A 20,976-nucleotide genomic window follows, 5' to 3' on the forward strand; every position below is an offset into this window, starting at 1 on the left:
ACAAGCCCGCCCATGATCGCCACCGCCATCGGCCCCCAGAACACACTGCGTGACAAGGGAATCATCGCCAGCACCGCAGCAGCAGCCGTCAACACAATGGGTCGCATCCGCCGCACGGCAGACTCCACCACCGCATCCCACGCCGGAACGCCGCGCGCGCGATCTTGCTCGATCTGGTCGATCAGGATCACCGAGTTGCGCTGGATCATGCCCATGAGCGCAATCACGCCCAGCAGCGCCACAAAACCGAACGGACGGTTCAACAACAACAGGGCACCCGCCACACCCGCCAGCCCCATGGGCCCTGTGAGGAACACCAGCACCGAACGGCTGAAGCTCTGCAGCTGCAGCATCAACAGCGTGAAGACGATGAAGAGCATGAGCGGAATGCCCACGGCGATCGAAGCCGAGCCCTTGCTGCTTTCTTCCACCGCACCTGCCACCTCGATTCGGTAGTCCGACAAGCCTTGCGCGGCCCAACCATCGCTGATCGTTTTCAGCACCGGTTGCAGTTCCGCCGTGACCGTGGCGCCCTGCAGACCCTCCACCACATCGCCCTGCACCGTGATCGCGTAATCGCGGTTCTCGCGCCACATCACCCCGGCTTCCCAGTCGAACACCGGACGGGCGATCTGCAGCAACGGAATGCTTTGCCCGTTGCTGGTCGGCAGGTTGGCGTTGGCCAGATCGGTGATGGCACTGCGCTCGTCCAGCGGCTGTCGCAGCACGATGTCGATCAGCTTGTCGCCGTCGCGGTACTGGCCCACCGTGCTGCCGCTGAGCAGGGTGCGCGCGGCCTGTGCAATCGACTGGCTGGACACCCCCAGCGCGCGCGCCTTGGCCTGGTCCACCTCCAGCCGCAACCGCTTCACCGATTCGTTCCAGTTGTCGTTCACACCGCGCATGTTGGGGTTGGCACGCATCGCCACTTTCACCTCGTCGGCCAGCGTGCGCAATTGCGTGGGGTCGGTCCCGACAACACGGAACTGCACCGGATACGGCACGGGTGGCCCGTTGGGCAGCAGCTTCACACGGCCACGCACCTCGGGAAACTCGGCCGCCAGCAGGGCCGGCAGCGCCTTGCGCAAACGCTCGCGCGTCTTAAGGTCTTTCGGCAAAACGATCAGTTGCGACACGTTGGTCTGCGGAAAGATCTGGTCCAGCGGCAAATAGAAGCGCGGCACGCCCGAACCCACCCAGGTGCTCACGCTGGTCACGCCCTCTTCCGCCGTCATACGGGCTTCCAGCCGCTTCGTCACCTCGTCCATGGCCCGGATGCTGCTGCCCTCGGGCAGCCAGATGTCCACCAGAATCTCGGGCCGGCTCGAGTCCGGAAAGAACTGCTGCTGCACCTGGCCCATGCCGACAACGCCCAGCACAAAGGTGAGCACAGTGGCACCGATGGTGATCCAGCGGTGGTGCACGCACCAGTCCACCAGAGCGCGAAACCGCACGTAGAACGGACCGTCGAACACTTCATGAACATCGCCCACGTGCGGCTTCACCTTGAGCAGGCGCACACCGAGGTACGGCACGAAGAACACGGCCACGATCCACGACAGCAGCAAGGCAATGACGGTGACCGCGAAGATGGCAAAGGTGTATTCACCGGTGACCGAATTGGCCAGGCCGATGGGCAGAAAACCAGCGGCCGTGATCAGCGTGCCGGTGAGCATGGGCATGGCCGTGGCCTCCCAGGTGAAGGTGGCCGCGCGCACCATGCTGTAGCCCTCTTCGAGCTTGCGCACCATCATCTCCACCGCAATGATGGCGTCGTCCACCAGCAGGCCCAGGGCAATGATCAGCGAGCCCAGCGAGATCTTGTGCAGCCCGATGCCCCAGTAATTCATGGCCAGAAAGGTCATGGCCAGCACCAGCGGGATCGTGATCAGCACCACCAGCCCCGGGCGCATGTCCAGCGTGTAGCCGCGCAGGCCCTTGCTGCCCGCACGCTTGTGCAGGCCCAGCGCCAGAAAGCTCACCGCCAGCACGATCACCACCGCCTCGATCAGCACCGTCACGAACTCGTTCACGCTCTTGGTCACGGCGCTCGGCTGGTCCTGCACCTGCGCCAGCACCATGCCCGCGGGCAGCGTGGCCTCGATACCGGCCACCGTGGTTTTCAGCGCCTTGCCCAGCGCAATGATGTCGCCGCCCTTGGCCATGGAGATGCCCAGGCCGATGCTGTCCCGTCCGTTGTGGCGCACCAGCACCTGCGGCGGGTCCACATAGCCCAGACCGATCTCGGCGATGTCGCCCAGGCGGATCTGCGTGCCGTTGGCCGCGCGGATCGGCATGGCATTCAACTGTTCCACCGAGTTGAAAGCGCCGCCCACGCGCACCTGCACCACGTCGTGTGGCGACTGCACCGCGCCGGCCGAGGCCACGGCGTTTTGTTGTCCGAGGGCGTCAAAAACCTGTTGCAGGTTCAACCCCAGCACCGCCAGGCGCTTTTGCGAAATTTCGATGAACAGCTTTTCGTCCTGCACACCGAAGAGCTCCACCTTGCTCACGTCGGGCACACGCAGCAGCTGCTGGCGCACGTTGTCGGCCACCAGCTTCTTGTCGGCGTACGAAAAGCCTTCGCCCTGCAGCGCGTAGATCACGCCGTACACATCACCAAACTCGTCGTTGAAAAACGGCCCAACCACGCCCTGCGGCAGCGTGCGCTGCATGTCGCCGATCTTCTTGCGCGCCGTGTACCAGATCTGCGGCACCTCGGCTGCGGGTGAGGAGTCTTTCAGCTGGAAGATCACCAGCGTTTCGCCGGGCTTCGAGTAGCTGCGGATCTTGTCCGCGTAGGGCACCTCCTGCAGCGTCTTCTCGATGCGGTCGGCAACCTGCTCGGCCATCTGCTCGGCCGTGGCACCGGGCCAATAGGCCTGTACCACCATGGCGCGAAAGGTGAACGGCGGGTCTTCGTCCTGGCCGAGCTGAAAGTACGCCGCCACGCCCAGCAGCATCAGCACGATCATGAGATAGCGGGTGAAGGCCTGGTGGTCCAGCGCCCACTGCGAGAGGTTGAAACGGGATACCCAGGAAGCGGCCTGGTCGGCAGATGCGTAGTCGGACGAGCTCATGCGGGCCTCACTTCGTGGCCGCGCCGGCAAAGCGCGTGACCTTCTGGCCTGGTGAGAGCACATGCACGCCCGCGGCCACCACCTCCTCGCCAGGCTTCAGGCCCGAGGCGATCAGCATCTCGTTGCCGTCGGCACCGGCCACCACCACCGGACGTGGCTGCACCGTGCTGCTGGCGGCGTCAAACACCCAGACCGCGCTGCCGCTGCGGTCGCCAACTTCAGATCGCATCAGCGCCGAGGTCGGCAGCTTGATCGCTGCGGTCGGTGCCCCGGTGGGCGGCGCCAGCTTCACATAAGCGGTGGCACCCAGCGGCGCGGTGGCGCCCTCGGTCAAGGACAGCTTCACCTGGTAGGTGCGCGTGAGCGGATCGGCGCTGGCCGCGACCTCACGGACCACCGCATTCAACGGCGCGGCAGCACCTCCCGGCGCGCCGGACCACAGGCGCACCTGCGCGGCCTGGCCGGTTTTCAGCGTGGCCAGGCGATCCTCAGGCACCGCAAACACCACATCGCGCGGGCCGTCCAGTGCCAACCGCACCACCGGCGAACCCGCCGCCACCACCTGCCCCACTTCGGCATCCACCGCCAGTACCACGCCGGCGCCATCGGCCAACAGGCGCGCATAGCCCGCCTGGTTGCCCTGCACCGCGCCCTGGGCTCGCGCCTGACGCAGCGTGGCCTCGGCCGATTGCAGGGTCGCCTGCCGTCGCTCGATCTCGGCACCACTCACAAACCCCTGGGCCAGCAGGTCCTGGTAACGCTTGAGGTCGGCCGCGGCCAGGTCGCGCTGGGTCTGAGCCGCACTCACCTGGGCCTGGGCGGCCTGGCTGGAGAGGGCCAGGTCTTGCGCATCCAGCTGCGCCAGCAAGGCGCCGGCGCTCACACGCTGTCCCACCTGGGCCGGGCGTTGCACCAGTTTGCCCCCGACCCGAAAGCCCAGCCGGGACTCGGTGCGGGCGCGCACCTCCCCCGCGTACTCGGCCTGGGCGCCCAGGGTACTGATCCCCACCGTCATCAACTTGACCGACCGGATGGGTTCGGTGGGCGCCGTTGCGGGCGAACAAGCCGCCAAGGCGAGCGTGGCGGTCATGATCAGGACAAAATGCGGCGTTTTCATGGCGGTCGGGACGTTGTGAAAATGGATGGGCGCGGCCAGAGCACGCGCCAACAAGGCCCGTATATTACTGACTGACCGGTTAGTAATCAAAATAACCGACGAAAATCCCTTTCAATTCATGACGCAGCCCACGACCGCCAGCCCGCCCCCGCCAGACCACCGCCCCGCCGCGCAGGCCGAGGCGGCGCCATCGGTGAGCCCGAGCGCGCTGGGTGCCCTGGGCCCGGGCGTCGGCCACTATGAAAACTTCCCCGTGGCCTCGTGGTTGTGCCCGCCCCGGCTGCGACCCGCGGTCGCGGCCATCTACCGGTTTGCCCGCACGGCAGACGACATCGCCGACGAAGGCACGGCCGACGCCGGAGAGCGGCTGGCGGATCTGGCGGCCTACCGCAGCGAGCTGACACGCTGCATCGAGCGTGCCGACGGCGGCGCCGTCGTGCCCGCGCCCGAGCGCTGGCCGGCGGTGTTCGGCCCGCTGGGCCTGGCGATCGCGCGCCACAAGCTCCCGGGACAGTTGCTGCACGACCTGCTGAGCGCCTTCGAGCAGGACGTGCGCTACACCGAACAGCAACACCGTTACGGGAGCACCGACGAGCTGCTGGGCTACTGCCGCCTCTCGGCCAACCCGGTGGGCCGCCTGCTGCTGCACCTGTACGGCGTGCACGACGCACGTTCGCTGCAACAGAGCGACCAGATCTGCAGTGCGTTGCAGCTCATCAACTTCTGGCAGGACATCAGCCGCGACCTGCCCAACGGGCGCTGCTATTTGCCGGCCGACACCTTGCGGCGCCATGGCCTGCAGGTGGCCGACTTCGAACAGGCCTCACTGGAGGACACCCCCGATCGACAAGCCGTGGTGGCCGAGCTCTGCGCCTATGCGCGCGGCCTCATGCAACTGGGCGCTCCGCTGGCGCGGCGGGTGCCCGGCCGCGCGGGCTGGGAACTGCGGCTGGTGGTGCAAGGCGGCTTGCGCATCCTGGACGCCATAGAAGAGAACGGCCACCGCAGCTGGCAGACGCGCGTGACATTGCAACGCGCCGACCTGCCACGGCTGGCCTGGCGCGCGCTGTGGATGTGAAGTCCCGCGAGCATCACATCACTCAGGTGACACGTGGGGTGCGCGAGTCGCTGAAAAGCCACTGAAAGCCGCGCCCCCCGTACAAGCTCTGGGGTGGAGGGCGCAGGCCCTGTGCCATACTGATTTTCCATGGCACAGGCATTCCCTTTCTCCGCGATAGTTGGTCAAGACGAGATGAAAACGGCGATCCTGATCGCCGCCATCGATCCCTCCATCGGAGGTGTTCTGGTCCTCGGGGACCGGGGCACCGGCAAGTCCACCGCGGTGAGGGCACTGGCTGCCCTGCTGCCGAAAATGCGGGCGGTGAACGGGTGCCGCTACAGCTGCGATCCGGCTGACCCCGCGAGCCGCTGCGCCGACTGCGCCACGCTGCGCGCACCCGACCAGCCGCCCCCCAAGACCCACCTCATTCCCGTGCCCGTGGTCGATTTGCCGCTGGGCGCGACTGAAGACCGCGTGGTCGGCGCGCTCGACCTGGAGCGTGCGCTCTCGCAAGGTGTCAAGGCCTTCGAGCCCGGCCTGCTGGCCCAGGCCAACCGCGGTTTCCTCTACATCGACGAGGTCAATCTGCTCGAAGACCACCTGGTCGATCTGTTGATCGACGTGGCAGCTTCCGGTGAAAACGTGGTGGAGCGCGAAGGCCTGTCCGTGCGTCACCCGGCCCGCTTCGTGCTGGTCGGCAGCGGCAACCCCGAAGAAGGCGAATTGCGCCCGCAGCTGCTGGACCGCTTTGGTCTGTCGGTGGAGGTGAAAACACCCGAACTGCTGCAAGAGCGCGTGGAGGTGGTGCGCCGGCGCGATGCTTTCGAGCAAGACCGCGAGGCCTTCATCACAAGCTGGCAGAAGGAAGACGAACGCATCCGCCGCAAGATCGTGGCCGCGCGCAAGCGCCTGCACGACGTCGAGATCACCGACGCTGCGCGCCAACGCGCCGCGGCACTGTGCATGGCTTTGGGCACCGACGGTCTGCGCGGCGACCTCACACTCATTCGCGCCGCGCGTGCCATGGCCGCGCTGCAGGGCGACGCCGCCGTGACCGACGCGCACTTCAAGCGCGTGGCCGGCCCCGCCCTGCGCCACCGCCTGCGCCGCAACCCGCTGGACAACGCCGGCTCCACGGCCCGGGTCGACCGCGCCGTGGCCGAGCTGATGGGCGCCTGAGCGCGGGTCTCGGGCTCACCACCGATGCTCGACGCCTTCTCTTCTCCGGTTCCCAACGCCGACGCCGCATTGGTGGCCGCCCTGCTGGCGGTGGACCCGGCCGGCCTGGGCGGCGTGGCGTTGCGCGCAGCCGCTGGCCCCTTGCGCGACGCCTGGCTGACCCTGCTGCGCGAGGGCTTGCCCGCCAGCACCCCCATGCACCGCGTGCCCCTGCACGCCACCGACGCGGCCCTGCTCGGCGGGCTCGACCTCGCCGCCACCCTGCACGCCGGGCGCCCGGTGGCGCAACAAGGCTTGCTCGCGCGGTGCGACGGCGGCGTGCTGCTGCTGGCCATGGCCGAGCGCGTGGGCGCCGGCGTGGCCTCACAACTCGCGGCCGTGCTCGACACCCAGGTGGTGGCACTGGAACGCGACGGCCTCACCCAACGCCGCCCCGCCCGCGTGGCACTGGTGGCGCTGGACGAAGGGGATGGCGAAGAAGAACAGATGCCCGCCACCCTGCTCGACCGCGTGGCCTTTCACCTGCCGCTGCAAGCCGCCGGGTCAGACGACGATGCGCCGGTGGACTGGACGCGCGCCGAGATCGCCGAGGCACGCGCTCGCCTGTCGCAGGTGATCGTGCCCGAGAGCGTGGTGCAGGCGCTGTGCGCGGCCTCGCTGGTGTGGGGCGTGAACTCCATGCGCGCGCCGCTGCTCGCGGTGCGCGTGGCGCGCGCTGCCGCGGCGCTCTCCGGCATGGACGAGGCGGAAGAGGTCCACGCCTCGCTCGCCGCGCGGCTGGTGCTGGCACCGCGTGCCACGCGCGTGCCTGCACCACCGGCCGAAGAAACCGCCGACACACCACCGCCGACGGACGCGCAAGAACCCACCCCCGACGAAGACGACGCGCAGGACGCACCACCGCCCGAGGCGCCGCAGGACGAACCGGACCACACACCCGACGAAGAAGAAGCGCCCGGTGCGCTGGACGACCGACTGATCGAAGCGGTGCGCGCAGCCATTCCGCCGGGTTTGCTCGCCGCCTTGCAAATGGGCCAGGCCCGGCAGGCGCGCGCTGCTGCGGCAGGCCGCTCGGGCGAGCTCATGAAAAACCAGAACCGCGGCCGCCCCGTGGGCACGAGGCGCGCCGAGCCGCGCTCGGGCGCCCGGCTGCACATTCTGGAGACGCTGCGCGCAGCAGCACCGTGGCAACGCCTGCGCCAACAAAAAGCTGATGGCCCAAAACGCATCCAGGTGCGGCGCGAAGACTTTCACGTGGTGCGGTTTCGCCAGCGCCGGCCCACCACCACGCTGTTTGTGGTGGACGCCTCGGGCTCTGCGGCGCTGCACCGCCTGGCCGAAGCCAAGGGTGCGGTGGAGCTGCTGCTGGCCGAGTGTTATGTGCGGCGCGACAAGGTGGCGGTGCTGGCGTTTCGCGGCGACGGCTGCGAACTGCTGCTCCCGCCCACACGCTCGCTGGCACGCGCCAAGCGCAGTCTGGCCGCGCTGCCCGGAGGCGGTGGCACACCGCTGGCCGCGGGCATTGAAGCCGCGCGTGAGCTGGCAGCGCAGATCGGGCGCGCCGGCGAAACGCCCATCGTGGTGATGCTCACCGATGGCCGGGCCAACGTCGCCCGCGATGGTCGGCACGGCCGGGCACGGGCCACCGAAGATGCGCTGGAAGCGGCCGACGCCTTTCGCCTCGCCGGCCTGTCGGCCTTGCTCATCGACACCTCGTCCCAACCGGGTGAAGCGTCCCGGGTGATGGCCGAGCGCATGGGTGCGGCCTGCGTGCCGCTGCCGCATGCGGGCGCGGCCGGCCTGTCCCAGGCCGTTCGCCTGGCCACGCTGCCGGGCACCCGCTGAGCGTCGCTCCATGAGCCAAGGCCTCGACTGGACACGCGACGGGGCTCAGTGGCCGCACCGCGAGTTCAGCAGCTTTGTCCGGGCGGCCGGCCTGCAATGGCACGTGCAACGCTTTGCGGGCCCACCCGATGGTCCCTGCCTCGTGCTGCTGCACGGCACCGGCGCCTCCACCCACTCGTGGCGCGACCTGGCACCGCTGCTCACGCAACGCTTCGAGGTGGTGGCCATGGACCTGCCCGGCCACGCCTTCACCGGCATGCCGCCCGGCGGCGTGGGTTCACCCCAGCTCTCGCTGCCCGGCATGGCACGGGCGGTGCACGGACTGCTGCAGAAACTCGCCATCAGCCCGGCCATGCTGGTGGGGCACTCGGCGGGTGCTGCGGTGGCGGTGCGCATGTGCCTGGACGGCCTCGCCAAACCGCGCTCGGTGCTCGGACTCAACGCCGCGCTCATGCCCTTGGGAGGCCTGGCCGGTCAGGTTTTTTCGCCAGTGGCCAAACTCATGGCCTCGACACCTTTCGTACCGCGGCTGTTTGCCTGGCACGCGCGGGAGCCGGCCGTGCTCCAGCGGCTGCTGCAGAGCACCGGCTCCACGCTGGACGCCGAAGGCACCGCGCTGTACCAGCGGCTGGTGGCCAACCCGGGACACGCTGCGGGCGCACTGGGCATGATGGCCAACTGGGACCTGCCCGCACTCTGGCGCGACCTGCCGGCGCTGGCGGTACCACTGGACCTGGTGGTGGGTGAACGCGACCGCACCGTGCCGCCCGAACAGGCCACCCGCGCGATGGCCCGGCTGTCGCCCGAGCTGAACGCGAAATACATCCAGCTCGACCGGCTCGGGCACCTCGCCCACGAGGAGCAGCCCGACACCGTGGCACGGCTGATCTTCGAGCGCTTCGACGCCCGGGCCTGACAGCGTCTGACCCGACGAACGTCAGGGCACGACGCTGTCGATCCTGATCTGCAGCTGCGCGCTGTTGCTCGCCACCGGGCCGCTGGTGCCTTGCAGGTCACCGCTTTGCGGCAGCGCCTGCCCGGTGCGGCTGATGCGCGCCTCCACCACCACCTGTTCGTGCATCGAGAGCCGCAGCTCCGGCGCCATGGCCAGGCTGTCGTCGAGCGCAAACGGGACGGGCCCCGACGTGGCCGCCACGCGCAACACGGCCAGCGGCATGCGCGGCCCCTGCACCGGTCGCGCAAACACGAACAAGGTGTCGCCAGCCGCCAGCTGGCCTTGCAACTCGGGTGCGATGGTGATTTGCCCACGCACGCCGGGGTGGTTGGTGGCGGCCGGTGCGGGGTCGGCAGGCGCTGCCGCCAGACGCGCCGCGCCGCCGGGTTGCGACGCGATGCCCGCGCGTGCCGCTTCCAGGCTGCTTTGCAGGCCCTGGTCAAACGGGCTGCCCGGCGCAGCGCGCGCGCGCGCGCGCTGCCAGAGCGCCTGGGCCGCCACGAAGTCCTGCCGGCCGTAAGCCGCGCTGCCGGCCAGCGCCAGCGCCTTGGGGTGGCCGGGGTCGATTTGCAACGCGCGGTTGACCAGGCGCATGGGCTCACCGCTGGCGCTCTGCCCTTGCAACAGCGACAGCAAGTCGGCACGGTCGGCGAGCAGGTCGGGGTTGTCGGGCGTGAGTTCGAGCGCGCGCTGGTAGGCCTGGTCGGCGTCGGCAAATCGTTGGCGGCTGGCGTGCGCGCGCGCCAGCATGGCCCAGGCGGGTGCGTCGGCCGCCTGCCCCGGCGGGCGGCTCTGGAGTTGCTGGGCCATCTGGCGGACCATGGTGTCGACGTCACCATCGGACGCACCCTCCTGCCGGGCGAGCTCGGCCTCGAAGCGCACCGCATCGGGTTCACCGAGCCAGACGTACAGGCCGATGGCCAGCGCGGGCACGGCCAGCAGCAGACCGGTGGCAGTGGCATTGCGGTGGGTGGCGCGCACGCGCTGGTCCAGCGGTGCCGATTCATCAAGCACGCGGCGCGCCAGCTCGGCACGCGCCTGCTCAAGCTCTGCGGGTGTGAGCTTGCCTTCGGAAAACTCCGCATCGAGCTGCGCACGCTGCTCGCGCAGCAGCGCGAGGTTGGCCTGCTGCGGCATCGTCGGCACAGCCCCCGAACGCGAGCGCCACAGCACGGACAGCAAAGGCCACAAAGCCAGCGCCAGCAGTGCCAGCGCAAGCGCGTAAAAGACAGTCATGGCGCGCCTCCGGCGTCGTCGAGCAGGCGCTGCGCGCGCTGCAGTTCTGCCGGGGTCAGCGGCGCATTTTCAGTCAGCGGGTCGCGCCGGCGGATGTTCATCAACAGAACACCGGCGGCCACCAGCAACAACACAAACGGCCCGACCCACAGCAGCACGGTGCTGAATTTCAACGGTGGCCGGTAAAGCACGAAGTCGCCGTAGCGCTGGGCCATGAAGTCGAGGATTTCTGCCTGCGTCCGGCCCTGTGTGAGTTGTTCTCGGATCTGCTGGCGCAGGTCTTTGGCCAGGTCGGCTTGCGAGGCGGCAATGGTTTCGTTCTGGCAGACCAGGCAGCGCAGCTCTTCGGCGATCACGAGCACGCGTGCTTCCAGTGCCGGGTCGGCGGCCAGCGGTGGGGCTGTCGATCCCATCGGTGCTTGTGCAGCCACCCCGCCCGGCCCGAGAGCCCAGGACAACATCACAGTCATCAGCAAAAAACGCATGGACTCAGGCCCCGAGTTGGTTCATCAGGGGCAGCAGCGTGTCGCGTACCGCCTCGGGCGTGACCGGGCCGGTGAACTTGAGGCGGATCACGCCCTGTTTGTCGATCACGTAGGTCTCGGGCACGCCGTACACGCCGAAGTCCAGGCCGACCCGACCATCCATGTCGAACAACGTGGTCTTGTACGGGTTGCCGTGTTTGCCGAGCCAGGTCAACGCGAGGTGGCGCTGGTCCTTGTAGTTCAGTCCGATCAAGGGCACGGCACTGGTTTTTGCGAGGTCCATGAGCACGGGGTGTTCCTGCTGGCAGGCCACGCACCATGAGGCCCACACGTTGAGCAGCCACACGTGGCCGCGCAGATCGTCGGGCGCCACGAATGTGTCGGGCGCAGCCAGCGTGGGCAGGCGGAAAGACGGCACCGGCTTGTTGATCAGCGGCGACGGCACGTCGCGCGGGTTGAGCTGCAGGCCCATGCCCAGGAAACCCAGCATCACCACAAAGATGGCCAGTGGCCACAAATAGCGCTTCATGAGCGCGCGCCCTTGGTCGTCAACACCGGCAGGGCCGGATTCTTGCCTCCCGCCGCCCTCGGTGCAGGTGCCACACCAGGGACCTTTTTCACGCGGTAACGCCGGTCCATCACAGCCAGCATGCCCCCCAGCGCCATCAGCAGACAACCGCCCCAGATCCAGTTGACCAGCGGCTTGTGGTGCAGGCGCACGCTCCAAGCGGTCTCGCTCACGGGTTCGCCGAGCGCCACATACACATCACGCATCACGCTGCGGTCGATCGCCACTTCGGTCATGGCTGTGCGGCTCACGGTGTAGATGCGCCGCTCGGGGTGCAGCACCGCGACCAACTCACCGTCCTGGCTCACGGTGAGCGTGGCGCGGGCCGAGGTGTAGTTCGGTCCCTGCACCAGGTCCATCGCGTCAAACCGGATGCTGTGGCCGCCTACCTCGGCGGTCTGGCCCACTTCCATGCGCACGTCGTTTTCGGTCTGGTAACTGCTCACCACCGTGACACCGGCGATGAACACCGCCACACCGAAGTGCGCGAGCAACATGCCCAGATAGCTGCCCGGCTGGGCCCGAAACGCCACCCAGGCCGACGCCGGGTGCGCGCGCAGGCGCTGCACCAGGTTGAGCACCGCCGTGCTCGCCACCCAGACAGCGAGCAACAGGCCCAGGCCGGTGAGCGGGCTCCAGCGCTGCAGCACCAGCGGCGCAATCACCGCGCTGGCCACGCTCACCCCCGCGGCCCAGCGCAACTGGTGCGCCAGATCACCCAGCGAGGCCTGCCGCCAGCGGGCCAGCGGCCCCACGCCCATCAGGAACAAGGCGGGCGCAATGAGCGGCACAAACACCGCGTTGAAATACGGCGCACCCACCGACAGCTTGCCCATGCCCAGAGCATCGATCAGCAGCGGGTACAGCGTGCCCAGCAGCACGGCAGCGGCGGCGACCACCAGCAACACGTTGTTGGCCAGCAGCAGGCTTTCGCGCGAGAGCATTTCAAACGCGCCGCCGCCGCCCACCTTGGGTCCGCGCCAGGCAAACAAGGTAAGCGAGCCGCCCACCACGATGGTGAAAAACACCAGCAGGAAGAGGCCGCGTTCAGGGTCGGTGGCAAACGCGTGCACCGAGCTCAGCACACCGGAGCGCACGATGAAGGCCCCCAGCAGCGAGAGTGAAAACGCGAGGATGGCCAGCAGCGCCGTCCAGAGCTTGAAGCCGCCACGTTTCTCGGTGACCGAGAGCGAATGCATCAGCGCTGTGCCCACCAGCCAGGGCATGAAGGACGCGTTTTCCACCGGGTCCCAGAACCACCAGCCGCCCCAGCCCAGTTCGTAGTAAGCCCAGAAGCTGCCCAGCGCAATGCCCACCGTGAGGAAACACCAGGCCGCGGTGGTCCAGGGGCGCGACCAGTGCGCCCAGGCCGCGTCCACCCGGCCGGCCAGCAGGGCCGACACAGCAAACGCGAAGGCCACCACAAAGCCCACGTAGCCCATGTAGAGCATGGGCGGGTGAATCGCCATGCCCGGGTCTTGCAGCAAGGGATTGAGGTCTTTGCCATCCAGCGGCACCGGGTACAGCCGCTCGAAGGGATTGGAGGTGAGCAGGGTGAAAAGCAGAAAGCCCACGCTGATGACGCCCATGATGCCGAGCACGCGGGCACGCATCGGTTCGTCAAGCTGATCCGAGCACATGGCCACGGCCAGCGTCCAGCCCGCCAGGATCAGGCTCCACAGCAAGATGGAGCCTTCGTGGTTGCCCCACACCGCGGTGATCCGGTAGATCAGCGGTGCGCTGGTGTGCGAGTTTTGCGCGGCCAGCAGCACCGAAAAATCGCTGACCACAAAGGCGTGCATGAGGCAGCCGAACGACACCACCAGCAGCGCGAACTGCGCGAACGCCGCCGGGCGCGCCAGTGCCATCCAGTGCCTGCGGCCCTGGTGCGCGCCCACCAGCGGAAACACGCTTTGCACCAGCGCCATGACCAGCGCCAGCAAGGCGGCGAAATGACCGAGTTCGGGAATCATGGTTGTGCTCCTGGGGGCAGCACGAGCGAGGTCTGCCCGGGCATGGCTTTCGCGTTGCGCGCCTGGTTCAAGGCCTCGGCGGCTTCGGGCGCCATGTAGTTTTCGTCGTGTTTGGCCAGCACCTGGTCGGCGCGGAACACGCCGTCGGAACCCAGCTTGCCCTGGGCCACCACGCCCTTGCCCTCCTGAAACAGGTCGGGCAGCAGGCCGGTGTAGGTGACGGGAATGCTCTTGGCGGTGTCGGTCACGTTGAAGCGGATGGTGAGACCTTTCGGCTCCCGCATCACACTGCCCTCTTCCACCAGGCCTCCCACGCGAAAGTTGCGTTCGCGCGGCGCCTCGTTGGCCATCACCTGCGTGGGGCTGAAGAAGAACACCAGGTTGCTGTTGAAGGCGTTGAGCACGAGGGCGGTGGCAGCGCCCAGCGTGAGCAGGCCCACAGCGAGTGCGACGAGTCGGCGGTTGCGTGGCTTCATGCGGCTGTTTCCTCGGGTGCTCGTTCGTCTTCCACTTCCTGCGCCAGCAGCCGCCGGCGAAACCGGATCACCATCAGCTCGGCCACCACCACCGCCGCGCACATGCCCAGCGAGCCCCACACATAGAGGCCATAGCCGCCCATGGCCAGGAATTCACCCAGGTTGTTCATGTGAGGCTCCCCAGTGCCTTCTGCGCCCAGGGCGCATGGCGTTCGCGCTCGAGCATGATGAGCCGCACCCTCGCAAGGGAAACGGCGATGCAGTACATCCAGCAGGCCAGCGCCATCACCAGCATGCCCATCAACATGGGCGTGGCCATGCTGGGGGCCTTGGTGAAGCTGACCGAGGCGCCCTGGTGCAACGTGTTCCACCACTCGACCGAAAAATAGATGATGGGCAGGTTGACCACGCCCACAATGGCCAGCAAGCCGGCGGCGCGGTCGGCGCGGCGCGTGTCGTCGATGGCGCTGTGCAGCGCCATGAAGCCGATGTAGAGAAACAGCAGCACCAGCTCGGAGGTGAGCCGCGCGTCCCACACCCACCAGGTGCCCCAGGTCGGTTTGCCCCAGAGTGCGCCGGTCCACAAAGCCAGAAACGTCATGAGCGCGCCGGTGGGCGCGAGCGCGGTGGCCATCATCGAAGACAGGCGCGAGTTGAACACCAGGCCGATGGCCGCCCAGGTGGCCATGGCGAGGTACACCACCATCGACATCCAGGCGGTGGGCACGTGCACAAAGATGATGCGGTAGGCCTCGCCCTGCTGTGCGTCGGTGGGTGCCACCCACAGGCCGATATAGAGGCCGATGGCCGTGAGCACCACGGCCAGCGCGCCGAACCACGGCACCAGCTTTCCGGCCAGCGGGTAGAAGCGCTGCGGTGCGGCGTAGTGAAACCAGTTGATCGAGACGGACTTGGTCGAAGGCATCGGGTCACTCCATCGAGATGCGCAAGGCGGCGCTGGTCACCAGCGGCGCGGCAAACAGGCTCAGCAGCAGCAAGGCACCGAGCAGCGAAAAGTGCCCGGCCACACCCAGCCCGGCGGTGTGCGCTTCCACCGCGCCCGCGCCGAAGATCAGCACCGGGATCACCAGCGGCAGCGTGAGCAGCGACATCAGCACCCCCCCGCCACGCAGGCCCAGCGTGAGCGCCGCGCCGATCGCGCCCACGAGACTGAGCACCGGCGAACCGATGAGCAATGTGAGCAGCAGCACGCCGGTGGCAGAGGTCGAGAGGTCGAACTGCAGCGCCAGCAGCGGTGACACCAGCACCAGCAGCAGCACCGAGCCGCACCAATGCGCGGCGATCTTGCCCAGCACCAGCATGGGCAGCGGGTGGGTGGAAAGCAGCAGTTGTTCGAGCGTGCCGTCCTGCAGATCGTCGGCAAACAGGCGCGCCAGCGGCAACGTGCAGGCCAGCAGGGCTGCCACCCACACCACGCCCGGCGCCATGGTGCGCAGCAGTGCGGGCTCCGGCCCCACGCCGAGCGGAAACAGGCTCACCACCATCACGAAGAACACCACTGCTGCGAGCGAGTCGGTGCGCCGGCGCAGGGCGATGCGCAGGTCGCGCTGGAAGACGCAGCGAAAGCCCTCCAGCCAGCCCTGCGGCGGGGCGGGAGCTGTCGGGTGTGCGGCCACGTGGGTGTTCACAGGCTGAGCACCTGGTGCGGCGTGTCGTCGAGCGCCACGCCCTGGTGGCTGGTGAGCACCACCGAGCCGCCGCGCAGCAACTGCGCGCGGATCAGGCCTTCGAGCCATGCAGTGGCGGTGGTGTCGAGCGCGTTGAAAGGTTCGTCGAGCACCCACAGCAGTGACGAGCGCGCGAGCACCAGCCGGGCCAGTCCGCAGCGGCGGCGTTGGCCTTGCGAGAGGCGGCGTGCGGGCGTGCGCTCGAAGCCGCGCAGGCCGGCATCGGCCAGGGCCTGCAGCGCGCCCGCCCGATGGGCCGCCTGCCCGCCCAGGGTGCAGGCGGTGAGCAGGTTGTCCAGCGGCGAGAGATCGTCCTTGAGCGCAGCGGCATGGCCCAGGTACACCAGGTCGCGTCCCCACTGCTCGCGCTGCGCGGCCAGCGGTTGGCCGCGCCACAGCACCTGGCCCTCGGTGGGGCTGAGCAAGCCACACATGAGGCGCAGCAGGCTGGTCTTGCCGGCGCCATTGGCACCCGCCACCCGCAGCAGTTGGCCGCCGGGCAACTGGAGGTCCAGGCCGCTGAACAAGCTGCGCCCACCACGAACGCAGCTGACCTGGTTCAGGGCCAGTGTGGCGGTCATGGGAGCACTTTCGTGCAGAACGTCGGGGGTTTCACCGGTGTGTCTCAAAACTCGCATGTCAACTTGACGTGACACTTATAGCACCAGACGTTTTGACGAACAAACCGGAAAAACCCATGGCACGTATGGACTTCGAGTGGCCGTCGACGGCATTTCCGATGCGTCGGTGTCCACATTTCCTGTGTGCACCGCACAAGAAAAGACCCTTTGACAATCTCGACTGTCATGTTAGATTGACACCTAGTGATGTCACGCATTGATGACATTCCGACCACGGTCAAGGGGCTTTCATGGACATGATGACTCGCATACAAGCCGCGCTGGATCACGAGCTGACCCAGGCCAGCAGCCCCAGTGCCCCACCCCGTTTGATGGCCGCCATGCGCCACGCCGTGTTCCCCGGCGGCGCGCGCATCCGCCCCCAACTCTGCCTGGCCGTGGCGGCTGCCTGCGGCGAAGACGCCCCTGCGCTGACCAACGCCGCCGCCATGGCCATCGAGCTGCTGCACTGCGCCTCACTGGTGCACGACGACATGCCCTGCTTCGATGACGCCGACACACGCAGGGGCCAGCCCACGGTGCACAAGGTATACGGCGAACCGCTGGCCCTGCTCACCGGCGACGCATTGATCGTCATGGCCTATCAAATCCTGGCCCGCGCAGGCGCCCTGCATCCCCACCGACTGGCCGGCTTGATCGAGACCGTGTGCATCGGCACCGGGGCACCCGACGGCATCGTGGCCGGGCAAGCCTGGGAATGTGAGAACCGCGTCGACCTCAGTCAGTACCAGCGCGCCAAGACCGGTGCCCTCTTCGTGGCATCCACCTGCGCCGGTGCGCAGGCCGCCGGCGCCGACCCCGAAGGCTGGCGGGCACTGGGCGAGTGCCTGGGCGAGGCCTACCAGATCGCCGACGACATCCGCGACGTGTTGATGCAGGCCGACGAACTGGGCAAGCCCGCCGGACAAGACGCGCAGCACGGCCGGCCCAGTGCGGCCGCAGCGCTCGGCCTCGTGGGCGCCATCGACCACTACCACGGCCTCATGCAGGCCGCCATCGACTCCGTGCCCGCCTGCCAGAGCCGCACGGCCATGCGCCAGCTGGTGCTGCACGAGTCGCGCCGCTTGATTCCACAAAGCACCTGCGACCGCATCGAACTGCAACGCACGGCCGACCACCCCGCCGTGCGTCTGGCCGCCTGAAGGTTTTTTCACCATGGCCGCTCTGGACGCCCTCAAGCCGATGTCGGACGGACCGCCGCCCTCGTGGCGCGACCGCCTGGCCAGCCGCATCGATCAATGGATGACCAGCCCCGCGCTCAACCGCTGGGCCAGCAGCAGCGTGTTCACCCGCTGGCTGGTGCGCCGCCGCTCGGCGCAGCTGTTCGATCTCATGGCCGGCTTCGTGCACTCTCAGGTGCTGCTGGCCTGCGTGCGCCTCAAGTTGTTCGAGCACGTGCTGCACGCCCCGCGCACCGCCGACGAACTGGCCACGCTGTGCCGACTGCCCACGGCCCAGATCGCCCGCCTGCTCGATTCGGCCGTGGCCTTGCACCTGCTGGAGCAGCGCGGCTCGGGCCGCTATGGCCTGGGACCCATGGGCGCGCCGGTGGCCGCACACGCCGGCATCCGCGACATGATCGAACACAACGCCGTGCTCTATGAAGACATGCGCGACCCGCTGGCCCTGCTGCGCGACCCGAACGCCGCCCGCATGCATGCGTACTGGCCCTACACCGAAGACCCGGCGGGCAACCCGCAGGCGCCGGCACCGGTGGACCAGTTCGCCCGCTATTCATCCCTGATGTCCACCTCCCAGCGCTTCGTGATCGAAGAGTTGCTGACTTCTTATTCGTTTGCCGAACACCGCGTGGTGCTTGACGTGGGCGGCGGCATGGGCGGCTGGGTGAGCGCCCTGGCGCAGCGCCACACCCACCTGCAACTCCAACTGTTCGACCTGCCCCCCGTGGCCGCGCTGGCTGCCGGGAACGTGCAGCGCCAGGGCTTGAGCGATCGCATCAGCACCCATGGCGGCAGTTTCACCAAAGACGCCCTCCCACGCGGCGCCGATCTGGTCACCCTGGTGCGGGTGGCCCACGACCACCCCGATGGCGACGTGCACGCCGTGCTGCGCGCCATCTTTGATGCCCTGCCGCTGGGCGGCTCGCTGCTGCTGGCCGAGCCCATGGCCCGGGCCGGTGGTGCGCCGGAGCCCAGCGACCCGTATTTCCACTTCTACCTGATGGCCATGGGCTCGGGGCGCCTGCGCACGCCGGCCGAGCTGACCGCCCTGATGGCAGACGCCGGCTTCACCCACATCGAGCGTGTGCCGAACGCCATGCCGCTGCATGCGCAGCTGCTGCTCGGCCGCAAATCTCGGGACGACCGTAGGGGTTTACCCGCGAGCTCCGGAAATAGTGTCACTTTGTCTTGACACTTTTTGATGTCAACTCTTTAATACACATCATGCAAGCCCAAGCCATCGTTTTCCAGAGCCCATGCAACCTGTCGGTGCGGTCTCTGGAACTTCGCAGCCTCACCGACGGCGACCTCGACGTTGAAATCGAGTACAGCGGCATCAGCACCGGCACCGAGCGTCTGCTGTGGGACGGCAGCATGCCGCCCTTCCCCGGCATGGGCTACCCGCTGGTCCCCGGCTACGAAACGGTGGGCCGCGTGGTCCGCACACAAGGTGACTGCGGCCACGGCCACAACAGCATCCAGTTGGGCGACCAGGTCTTCGTGCCCGGGTCCTACAGCTTCGAGGGTGTGCACAACCTCTTCGGCGGTGCTGGCTCGCGCCTGGTGGTGTCGCACGACCGCGTGGTCAAGCTGGACAACGATCTGGGCTCGCAGATGGTGCTGCTGGCCCTGGCCGCCACCGCCTACCACTCGGTCACCTTCGGCGGCAGCCGCGCACCGGCCACCCCGCCCGATCTGATCATTGGCCACGGTGTCATGGGCCGCCTGCTCGCGCGCCTCACGGTGGCCGCCGGCGCACCCGCCCCGGTGGTATGGGAAACACAAGCCGCACGCCGCGTGGGCGCCGAGGGCTACAGCGTGATCGACCCCCTTGAGGACACGCGCAAGGACTACCGCGCGATCTACGACGTGAGCGGCGATTCCGACATCCTGAACAAGGTGATTCCGCGCCTGGCCAAGGGCGGCGAGGTGGTGCTCGCCGGCTTCTACAAAAACGACATCTCGTTTGCCTTTGCCCCGGCCTTCATGCGCGAAGCGCAGATCCGCGCCGCCGCCGAATGGAAACGCGCCGACCTCGTGGCCGTGACGCAGCTGGTGCAGACCGGGCGCCTGTGCCTGGACGGCCTGATCACCCACACCGAAACCCCGGCCCGCGCAAGCGACGCCTACGCGGCCGCCTTCGGCGATCCGCAGTGTCTGAAGATGGTCCTGGACTGGAGAAACTGATGAACGCAATCCCCGTCACCCAAGTGCAGTCCGCGAAGTTCATGGAGCAGTTGCGCGCCGAAGCCGCCATCGAACCCGCACCGGTGCACACCGGCGAGGTGAAGAAGGAAACCCAGATCATTGCGATCTACGGCAAGGGCGGCATCGGCAAGAGCTTCACGCTCGCCAACCTCTCTTACATGATGGCCCAGCAAGGCAAGAAGGTCCTGCTGATCGGGTGCGATCCCAAGAGCGACACCACCAGCCTGCTGTTCGGTGGCCGCGCCTGCCCCACCATCATCGAAACCTCGTCGAAGAAAAAGCTGGCCGGTGAAGCGGTGGCCATCGGCGACGTCTGCTTCAAACGCGACGGTGTTTACGCCATGGAACTCGGTGGCCCCGAGGTCGGCCGCGGCTGCGGTGGTCGCGGCATCATCCACGGCTTCGAACTGCTGGAAAAACTCGGCTTCCACGAGTGGGGCTTCGACTACGTGCTGCTCGACTTCCTGGGCGACGTGGTGTGCGGCGGTTTCGGTCTGCCGATCGCCCGCGACATGTGCCAGAAAGTCATCGTGGTGGCCTCGAACGACCTGCAGTCGCTCTACGTGGCCAACAACGTCTGCAGCGCGGTGGAGTACTTCCGCAAGCTCGGTGGCAACGTCGGCGTGGCCGGCATGGTGATCAACCGCGACGACGGCACCGGCGAGGCGATGAACTTCGCCGAAGCGGTCGGCATCCCGGTGCTCTCGGTGATCCCGGCCGACGACGACATCCGCCGCAAGAGCGCCAGCTACGAAATCATCGGCCGCCCCGAATCGGTCTGGGGCCCCATGTTTGCCCAGCTCGCCGAGAACGTGGGCAACTCCACCCCCATGCGCCCCAAGCCCATGACACAGGACGAACTGCTGGGTCTGTTCTCCGCCTCGGCCGTGGGCCGCGACGTGGTGCTGGAGCCCGCCACCCAGTTCGACATGTGCGGCAAGACCGACACCAGCAAGCCCACGCTGGAAGTTGTGTACGACGAAGTCTGATTTTCAAAGAACACACCATGAGCGGCACCACCATCCCCATCATCCCCGCGAAGGCCACCACCGCCATCGAAGGCGATGGCATGGGTTGCCACGCCGGCGGCGAGACGCTGCTGGCGGCGGCCAAGTCGGCCGGCAAGAGCGAGATCCTGGCGCAGTACGCGGCGGACTACCCCAAGCGCGAAAACGCCGGCCCGCACGACCAGCCGCAGAGCATGTGCCCGGCCTTCGGTTCGCTGCGGGTGGGCCTGCGCATGCGCCGCACCGCCACCATCTTGAGCGGCTCGGCCTGCTGCGT

19 protein-coding genes and 1 pseudogene are annotated in these 20,976 nt (G+C 67.9%); 9 read left to right on the top strand and 11 right to left on the bottom strand.

The features are described from left to right. Positions 1–3,080 (bottom strand): efflux RND transporter permease subunit (locus tag Q0C59_RS10005; RefSeq protein WP_291214712.1); only part of this gene is annotated, 3,080 nt, incomplete at its 3' end. A gap of 7 nt (positions 3,081–3,087) precedes the next feature. After that, complete coding sequence (locus Q0C59_RS10010) at positions 3,088–4,197, bottom strand: efflux RND transporter periplasmic adaptor subunit (protein ID WP_291214715.1); 1,110 nt, start codon at positions 4,195–4,197, stop codon at positions 3,088–3,090. A 118-nt stretch (positions 4,198–4,315) separates the two neighbouring features. On the opposite strand from Q0C59_RS10010, the gene hpnC reads away from it, so the two are divergent. The 4 genes from hpnC to bchO all read left to right on the top strand — a co-directional run bounded on the left by hpnC (position 4,316) and on the right by bchO (position 9,197). Further along, positions 4,316–5,275, top strand: a complete 960-nt coding sequence (gene hpnC, locus Q0C59_RS10015; RefSeq protein WP_291214717.1) for a squalene synthase HpnC — start codon at positions 4,316–4,318, stop codon at positions 5,273–5,275. Between the two features lie 129 nt (positions 5,276–5,404). Further along, positions 5,405–6,436, top strand: coding sequence for a magnesium chelatase ATPase subunit I (gene bchI, locus Q0C59_RS10020; RefSeq protein ID WP_291214720.1), 1,032 nt, complete (start codon positions 5,405–5,407; stop codon positions 6,434–6,436). A 24-nt stretch (positions 6,437–6,460) separates the two neighbouring features. Further along, complete coding sequence (locus tag Q0C59_RS10025; RefSeq protein ID WP_291214723.1) at positions 6,461–8,281, top strand: magnesium chelatase subunit D; 1,821 nt, start codon at positions 6,461–6,463, stop codon at positions 8,279–8,281. Positions 8,282–8,291: 10 nt separating this feature from the next. Then, a complete protein-coding gene (gene bchO / locus Q0C59_RS10030) occupies positions 8,292–9,197 on the top strand; it encodes an alpha/beta fold hydrolase BchO (protein ID WP_291214725.1) in 906 nt (301 codons plus the stop codon). A gap of 21 nt (positions 9,198–9,218) precedes the next feature. Here bchO and ccmI read toward each other — a convergent pair whose 3' ends face one another. The 9 genes from ccmI to ccmA all read right to left on the bottom strand — a co-directional run bounded on the left by ccmI (position 9,219) and on the right by ccmA (position 16,243). After that, on the bottom strand, positions 9,219–10,472 hold the full coding sequence (gene ccmI / locus Q0C59_RS10035) for a c-type cytochrome biogenesis protein CcmI (RefSeq protein ID WP_291214727.1): 1,254 nt from the start codon (positions 10,470–10,472) through the stop codon (positions 9,219–9,221). Continuing rightward, positions 10,469–10,885, bottom strand: coding sequence for a cytochrome c-type biogenesis protein (locus tag Q0C59_RS10040; RefSeq protein ID WP_291214729.1), 417 nt, complete (start codon positions 10,883–10,885; stop codon positions 10,469–10,471). Before Q0C59_RS10040 ends, ccmI begins: the two co-directional genes overlap by 4 nt. A gap of 76 nt (positions 10,886–10,961) precedes the next feature. Next, positions 10,962–11,486, bottom strand: coding sequence for a DsbE family thiol:disulfide interchange protein (locus tag Q0C59_RS10045; RefSeq protein WP_291214731.1), 525 nt, complete (start codon positions 11,484–11,486; stop codon positions 10,962–10,964). Next, complete coding sequence (locus tag Q0C59_RS10050; RefSeq protein WP_291214733.1) at positions 11,483–13,498, bottom strand: heme lyase CcmF/NrfE family subunit; 2,016 nt, start codon at positions 13,496–13,498, stop codon at positions 11,483–11,485. The genes Q0C59_RS10045 and Q0C59_RS10050 overlap by 4 nt, the downstream gene beginning before the upstream one ends. After that, a complete protein-coding gene (gene ccmE / locus Q0C59_RS10055; protein ID WP_291214736.1) occupies positions 13,495–13,974 on the bottom strand; it encodes a cytochrome c maturation protein CcmE in 480 nt (159 codons plus the stop codon). Before ccmE ends, Q0C59_RS10050 begins: the two co-directional genes overlap by 4 nt. Then, on the bottom strand, positions 13,971–14,144 hold the full coding sequence (gene ccmD / locus Q0C59_RS10060) for a heme exporter protein CcmD (RefSeq protein ID WP_291214738.1): 174 nt from the start codon (positions 14,142–14,144) through the stop codon (positions 13,971–13,973). Before ccmD ends, ccmE begins: the two co-directional genes overlap by 4 nt. Further along, positions 14,141–14,899 (bottom strand): heme ABC transporter permease CcmC, encoded by a 759-nt coding sequence (ccmC, locus tag Q0C59_RS10065; RefSeq protein WP_291214741.1) that lies wholly within the window; start codon positions 14,897–14,899, stop codon positions 14,141–14,143. The genes ccmD and ccmC overlap by 4 nt, the downstream gene beginning before the upstream one ends. Before the next feature lie 4 nt (positions 14,900–14,903). Continuing rightward, positions 14,904–15,569 (bottom strand): heme exporter protein CcmB, encoded by a 666-nt coding sequence (gene ccmB / locus Q0C59_RS10070; RefSeq protein WP_291214756.1) that lies wholly within the window; start codon positions 15,567–15,569, stop codon positions 14,904–14,906. Positions 15,570–15,619: 50 nt separating this feature from the next. After that, entirely contained in the window at positions 15,620–16,243 is a 624-nt protein-coding gene (ccmA, locus tag Q0C59_RS10075) for a cytochrome c biogenesis heme-transporting ATPase CcmA (protein WP_291214744.1), read from the bottom strand. Positions 16,244–16,533: 290 nt separating this feature from the next. Here ccmA and Q0C59_RS10080 point away from each other — a divergent pair, with 290 nt between their 5' ends. The 5 genes and pseudogenes from Q0C59_RS10080 to Q0C59_RS10100 all read left to right on the top strand — a co-directional run. Beyond that, a complete protein-coding gene (locus Q0C59_RS10080) occupies positions 16,534–17,445 on the top strand; it encodes a polyprenyl synthetase family protein (RefSeq protein WP_291214747.1) in 912 nt (303 codons plus the stop codon). A gap of 13 nt (positions 17,446–17,458) precedes the next feature. Then, entirely contained in the window at positions 17,459–18,676 is a 1,218-nt protein-coding gene (locus Q0C59_RS10085) for a methyltransferase (protein WP_291214749.1), read from the top strand. Between the two features lie 32 nt (positions 18,677–18,708). Continuing rightward, positions 18,709–19,671: a chlorophyll synthesis pathway protein BchC gene (gene bchC / locus Q0C59_RS10090; RefSeq protein WP_291214751.1), complete on the top strand. Its 963-nt coding sequence runs from the start codon at positions 18,709–18,711 to the stop codon at positions 19,669–19,671. Further along, positions 19,671–20,681 (top strand): chlorophyllide a reductase iron protein subunit X, encoded by a 1,011-nt coding sequence (locus Q0C59_RS10095; protein ID WP_291214754.1) that lies wholly within the window; start codon positions 19,671–19,673, stop codon positions 20,679–20,681. Before bchC ends, Q0C59_RS10095 begins: the two co-directional genes overlap by 1 nt. Before the next feature lie 17 nt (positions 20,682–20,698). Next, a pseudogene (locus Q0C59_RS10100) lies at positions 20,699–20,976 on the top strand (chlorophyllide reductase subunit Y); the annotation flags it as partial.

The sequence above is a fragment of the Hydrogenophaga sp. genome (assembly GCF_022844385.1).
In the GTDB taxonomy this organism is placed as follows: Bacteria; Pseudomonadota; Gammaproteobacteria; order Burkholderiales; family Burkholderiaceae_C; genus Hydrogenophaga.